This window comes from Pseudomonas maioricensis (assembly GCF_022790535.1).
Taxonomy (GTDB): Bacteria; Pseudomonadota; Gammaproteobacteria; order Pseudomonadales; family Pseudomonadaceae; genus Aquipseudomonas; species Aquipseudomonas maioricensis.
Genome location: NZ_LOHG01000029.1, coordinates 37902 through 44125 on the forward strand (window position 1 = coordinate 37902; position 6224 = coordinate 44125).

Genomic DNA, 6224 nt, shown 5'->3' on the forward strand with positions numbered 1-6224 from the left:
GTTTTACGCGGATGGCTTTTCAGTGCCGGATGCCGCGCTCGGTACGTTTGCAATGGGGCTCGGCTGAGGCGTCTGGCCCGTCGAGCCTGGTTTGGTTGTGCCAGGCACATCCTCATCCTCCTCTTCCTCTTCCTCCTCGACTTTCTCCGAGTTCATTTCAGCAATGACGTCGAACAAGGTTTTCTGGACCTTGGGCTTCTCTGGGTTTTCCAGGCTGGCTATGCCTTCTTCCAGATTCGTGTGGAGGTTTAGCCATGCCGCAGAATTTTTTTCTTCACTGCTGACCTGATTCATGAACTTCAGTCCAACCTTGAAGCGCTGGAGATCGTCACCTTTGTACGGATCGACGAAGTCTTCGCCGAGGGCTATCGAACCGCTGTACAGCCCCATTGCCAGCCCTAATTGGCGATTCATTGCGTCAGTTGCTGCCTCCTGCTCGGCTTTGGTAAACAGGCCGCCTTCATTGCTGCTCACGGCGTACAGAGACCTTCGGTCAAGATCTCCCAGCAACGAGTGGGTATCAGCGCTTTGGTCGCGGGAATACGGTGTCCCGCTGGCTTTCATCTGTGCGTACTTGTCGTCCATGCGGGCACGGGCGTCAGTGGCAACTTCTGTAAATGTCAGCCCTTTGGAGCTTGAGGCCAAAGCAGGGTTGGCGACGGCCATCAGCAAGGCGTTGGCACTCATGCCGGCGCGGGTCGGATACAGATTTGAGGCGTAGGAGGTTTTCTGACTGAGTTCAAGCGCTGCGTTGGAAAAGGTCGCCTTATCGACGCTTGATGTTTCCTGTTCCTGAGCAGTCGTTGAGGCGTTAGCAGTCTTTGTCGGGTTGGTTACTGCAGTGACGCCGTTGTAGGCCGCCGTGCCGATGTTGGAGAGTGTCGATAACAGGCTCATATGTTCATCCATGACGTGAGTGTTAGTTTGTATCGGCTCTGATACATATTTCTGAACGGGGGGTGGGGGCTTTGGAGCCCTTAAACCATCGAGTCTCTCCGCGAAACAGGGCTTCGGCACTTTCTGAAGAAGATTTTGATAGGAGCCCACTTGTTGCTGACATCACTTTGTCGTTTAGCCAGCATTGGACCTGTAGGAGTGACCGGGGTGGCGATTCACATTGCTCGCGATAGCGTTTAATCAGGCGAATTGTTTTTGATTGGTAAATAGCTATCGCGAGCAATGTGGATCGCCACCCCGGTCACTCCTACAAGGGGAGGGGCGTTTTTCTCTTATATCGATCAATACCCCACGGCACATTGCATGCCGTGGGGAGTAAGCATCACTTGGTAATGAAGTCGCGAATCCGCTCAGCGGCTTCGATGCACTCAGCCAGCGGTGCAACCAGTGCCAGGCGTACGCGTCCTGCACCCGGGTTGAAGCCGTCCACTTCGCGGGACAGATAGGAGCCAGGAACCACGGTTACATGTTGATCAACGAACAGATCCCGGCAAAACGCAGCATCGTCGCCGCCGACACTCGGCCATAGGTAGAAGCCACCGTCGGGGCGTTGTACGTCCATGACCGGTGCGAGGATTTCCAGCACTGCATCAAACTTCTCGCGATACAAAGCGCGGTTGGCGCGTACGTGCTCTTCGTCGTTCCAGGCAGCGATACTGGCCAGTTGAGTTTGTACAGGCATCGCACAGCCGTGGTAGGTGCGATAGAGCAGGAAGGCCTTGAGGATCTCTGCATCGCCAGCAACGAAGCCTGAGCGCAGCCCCGGCAGGTTCGAACGCTTGGACAGGCTATGGAATACCACGCAACGTTTGAAATCCTTGCGGCCCAGTTCCACGCAGGCGCTCAGCAGGCCCGCAGGCGGGGTTTGTTCGTCGAAGTACAGCTCGCTGTAGCACTCGTCCGCAGCAATCACGAAGTCGTGCTCGTCAGCCAGAGCGATCAGCTTTTTCAGGGTTTCCAGCGGGATCAACGCGCCCGTTGGATTGCCCGGCGAGCACAGGAACAGGATCTGGCAGCGCTTCCAGATATCGGCAGACACTGCGTCGAAGTCCGGGTTGAAACCGTTCTCGACCAGGCATGGAAGGTAGTGAGGCTTCGCGCCAGCCAGAAACGCTGCGCCTTCGTAGATTTGATAAAACGGGTTCGGGCTGACCACCAGCGCGTCATCGCCACGGTTGACTACGGTCTGGGTGAAGGCAAACAGCGCTTCGCGAGTCCCGTTGACCGGCAGCACGTTCCGCGCCGGGTCCAGCCAGCCATCAGGTATGCCAAAACGACGCTCGCACCAACCGGCGATGGCTTCGCGCAACGCCGGGATGCCCAATGTGGTCGGATAGACCGCCATCTGGTCAAGGTTGTCAGTCATGGCTTTGGCGACGAAGTCTGGCGAGCGATGCTTGGGTTCACCAATGGACAGCGCGACCGGGCGCTTTTCCGGGTTTGGCGTCACGCTGCCTAGCAGGGCGCGAAGCTTTTCGAAAGGGTAGGGCTGAAGCAATTGCATCGCGTTATTCATGGGGCTGGCTTCCAGAAGCAGGGCGCTCAAGTCAGTGAGCGCCGTAAGTCGATTCATTGAACAGCGTCAGGGTTTACTCAGATACTGATGCGCAATTCGCCGGGCTCGTGGTTGACGTTCAGTTGCTCGACGATGGCGTCCTGCAATTGACTGCACAGCTGCGGATCGGACAGCGGCTGGTTATTGGCGTCGGTAATGAAGAACACGTCTTCCACCCGCTCGCCGAGCGTCGCGATCTTGGCGTTTTGCAGTGACAGGTCGAACTCCAGAAAGATTTTGCCGATCCGTGCCAGCAGACCGGGGCGATCGGGGGCGGAAAGCTCCAGGATCGTTACCGGGCGCTGAGCATCGTTGTGGATCGTGACCTGCGGCGGGAAGGCAAAATGCTTGAGCTGGCGCGGTACACGACGTTTGATGATGGTCGGGTAGTCGTCCGGGTTCCTCAATGCGTCGGTCAGGCCGTCGCGAATTTCCTTGATGCGCACAGGATTATCGCCAATCGAGCCGCCATCGTTGTCGAGCACGATATAGGTGTCGAGGGTGAACCTGCTGCTTGAGGTGATGACCCGGGCGTCATGAATGTTCAGGTTCAACTGGTCCATTGCCGCCACAGTTACGGCGAAGAAGTCATGTTGATCAGGCGCATAGATAAAAATCTGCGTGCCGCCTTCGAACTCGCGCTGGGTGGTCTCCTTGATCAGAACCAGCGGACCGCCATCCGTCGGTTGCTGCAGGATCGCATCGCTGTGCCAGGCCACGTCGCCTGCTGTATGACGCAGGAAATAGTCATCGCCCAGTTGGGACCAGAGTTGTTCCACGTCGTCCGGGTCAGTGCCGTTACGAACCAGAATATCCAGCGCGGCAATTTGGGTGCGTCGTATCTGCTCTTCGCGGTCTACCGGGTTCTCCAGGCCGCGCTTCAGGGCGCGCTTGGTTTCGGTATAGAGCTGACGCAGCAGGCTGGCGCGCCATGAGTTCCAGAGTGTCGGGTTGGTGGCGTTGATATCAGCAACCGTCAGCACATAGAGGTAATCCAGGTGAATCTCATCGCCGACAAACTGGGCGAAATCGTGGATCACTTGCGGATCGGACAAGTCCTTGCGCTGAGCTGTGGTGGACATCACCAGGTGATGGCTGACCAGCCAGACGATAAGACGCGTGTCCCAGGCAGGCAGTTGATGGCGAATGCCAAACGCTTCGGCATCCACCGCGCCCAGCTCCGAGTGGTCGCCGCCGCGGCCCTTGCCGATGTCGTGGTACAGGCCTGCCAGGTAGATCAGCTCAGGCTTCGGCAGCCTGCCCATGACCTTGCTGGCCAGCGGGAATTTCTCTGACACCTGTGTGTACTGGAGCTTGCGCAAGTGCTTGATGAGGTTCAGCGTGTGCGCATCAACCGTATAGATGTGGAACAGGTCATGCTGCATTTGCCCGACGATGTGACCGAACTCGGGCAAATACAGACCCAGGATGCCGTAACGGTTCATGCGGCGCAGGTTGCGATGAATGCCTAATTCGCATTTGAACAGCTCGATAAACAGGCTGGTGTTGCGAATGTCGTTACGGAAATCATCGTTGATCAAATGCCGGTGTTCGCGCAGCAGCCGAATGGTGTCGGCGCGCACACCTTTGATTTCCGGGTGCTGAGCCATCAGCACAAAAATTTCGATCATGGCAAACGGCGTACGTTTGAATACGTTCGCGTTGGTCGCCTCGATGTAACCGTCATGCACCTGGAAGCGTGAGTTGAGCGGCTGAGTGCTCGCACCTTCGTCATCGGTCAGGATGACCTCTTCGAAGTGCTGAATGATCAGGTCGCTGAGCTGCGCGATGCTCATCACTACCCGGTAGTACTTCTGCATGAAGCGTTCGATGGCCAGCTTGGCGTCGCTGTCCTGATAGCCCAGCAGGCTGGCGATGCTGCGCTGATGGTCGAACAGCAGGCGATCTTCGGAGCGACCTGCCAGCATGTGCAGGGCGTAACGCACCTTCCAGAGGAACTCCTGAGAAGAGGCGAGGAGGTTGTTTTCGCTTTCCAGCAAAAAGCCTTCGCCCGCCAGTGCATGCAGGTTCAGGGTGCCGTATTGACGCCGGGCGACCCAGAGAATGGTCTGGATATCCCGCAGGCCTCCGGGCGAACCTTTGACGTTAGGCTCCAGGTTGTACTCGGTGTCGTTGTACTTGTGATGCCGGGTTTTCTGCTCGGCACGCTTGGCCAGGAAGAACTCTTTGCTGGGCCACATCTGTTTCGGGCTGGTGACTTCGAGCATGCGCTGACGCAGACGCTCGGGCCCTGCGATAGTGCGGCTCTCCATCAGGTTGGTGATCACCGTGAGGTCGGCCTGGCCTTCCACTGCGCATTCGTCTACCGAGCGTACGCTTTGCCCTACTTCCAGGCCGATGTCCCAGAGCAGGGTAAGAAAGCGCTCTATGGGCTCACGGAAAACTTCGTGATCGGCGCTGTCCAGCAGGATCAGCAGGTCGATGTCCGAGTAAGGGTGCAGTTCGCCGCGGCCGTAACCACCGACTGCGAGCAACGCGATGTCTGCTTCTTCGCTCCAGTCAAAATGGTCCCATGCCTGTTGCAGGATGTTGTCCACGAACCAGGCGCGGTCTTCGATCAGACGGCGGATATCGCGGCCTGACTTGAAGCGCGCATCAAGCACCTCCCGCGCATTGCGGATGGCTTTCTTGAATGCGGCAATCGGACTCGCTTTCAACGCCAGTTCGGCCTGGAACTGACCACGGTCGAACAAATCGGGATCCACCTGCGGCATGGAACTGCTTTCCTTTTATCTAGATCAAGCGAGCGTTGTGATCAGGCTGATGTGCGGGCGATGGTGTCGTCGCTGCGCAGGGTGAAAATCTCATAGCCGTCAGCGGTGACCAGAATGGTGTGTTCCCACTGTGCCGACAGCTTGCGGTCCTTGGTGATTGCAGTCCAGCCATCACCCAGCAGGCGGGTTTCGGCGCGGCCCTGGTTGATCATTGGCTCGATGGTAAAGGTCATGCCTTCGACCAGTGCCATGCCTTCGCCTGCCTTGCCGTAATGGACGACTTGCGGCTCTTCATGGAACACCTTGCCGATGCCGTGCCCGCAATACTCACGGACTACAGAGAAGCCGCTTTTTTCCGCGTGCTTCTGAATGACTTCGCCAATATCACCGAGAGTGGTGCCCGGGCGGACGATCTCGATGCCTTTATACAGGCATTCCTGGGTGATTTTCGACAGGCGCTCGGCCCACTCAGGCACTTTGCCTACGTGGAACATCTTGCTCGTGTCGCCGTGGTAGCCATCCTTGATCACGGTGACATCGATGTTCAGCACGTCGCCATTTTTCAACGGCTTCTCATTCGGGATGCCATGGCACACGACATGGTTGATCGAAGTGCAGATCGACTTGGGGAAACCTTTGTAATTCAGCGGTGCGGGTATCGCTTTCTGCTCATTGACGATGTAGTCGTGGCAGATGCGGTCCAGCTCTTCGGTGGTGACGCCAGGTTTGACGTAAGCACCGATCATTTCCAGGACATCGGCAGCCAGACGACCGGCAATGCGCATTTTTTCGATGTCTTCAGGGGTTTTGATGGTGACGGTCATACGAACTCTCTCGGCGCACAGGCGGCGCGGCTAATACGGAAAACGGCGATTCTACCAGACCGTCGCAGGTGGGGGATTGTTGCTTCCTTATATAGGGTGCCGGGCGCTTTTAGTTTTGTGTGTATATCCGTTGGTGGGGTGAAGGCTGCTATA

The 6224-nt window shown here is 57.2% G+C and carries 4 protein-coding genes; all 4 read right to left on the minus strand.

The annotated features are described in order from the left end of the window. Nucleotides 1-3 precede the first annotated feature (3 nt). Nucleotides 4-897, minus strand: a complete 894-nt coding sequence (locus AUC61_RS25325) for a hypothetical protein (protein ID WP_243248971.1) — start codon at nucleotides 895-897, stop codon at nucleotides 4-6. Nucleotides 898-1279: 382 nt separating this feature from the next. Next, entirely contained in the window at nucleotides 1280-2473 is a 1194-nt protein-coding gene (gene dapC, locus AUC61_RS25330; protein ID WP_243248974.1) for a succinyldiaminopimelate transaminase, read from the minus strand. A 77-nt stretch (nucleotides 2474-2550) separates the two neighbouring features. After that, nucleotides 2551-5247 (minus strand): [protein-PII] uridylyltransferase, encoded by a 2697-nt coding sequence (locus AUC61_RS25335; protein WP_243248972.1) that lies wholly within the window; start codon nucleotides 5245-5247, stop codon nucleotides 2551-2553. Nucleotides 5248-5288: 41 nt separating this feature from the next. After that, nucleotides 5289-6071, minus strand: a complete 783-nt coding sequence (gene map, locus AUC61_RS25340) for a type I methionyl aminopeptidase (RefSeq protein ID WP_122665215.1) — start codon at nucleotides 6069-6071, stop codon at nucleotides 5289-5291. Nucleotides 6072-6224 lie beyond the last annotated feature (153 nt).

Bases quoted from the DNA above. Each gene is read 5' to 3' on its own strand.
- AUC61_RS25325 (WP_243248971.1), bottom strand. From the start codon at position 897: ATGAGCCTGTTATCGACACTCTCCAACATCGGCACGGCGGCCTACAAC.
- dapC (WP_243248974.1), bottom strand. From the start codon at position 2,473: ATGAATAACGCGATGCAATTGCTTCAGCCCTACCCTTTCGAAAAGCTT.
- AUC61_RS25335 (WP_243248972.1), bottom strand. From the start codon at position 5,247: ATGCCGCAGGTGGATCCCGATTTGTTCGACCGTGGTCAGTTCCAGGCC.
- map (WP_122665215.1), bottom strand. From the start codon at position 6,071: ATGACCGTCACCATCAAAACCCCTGAAGACATCGAAAAAATGCGCATT.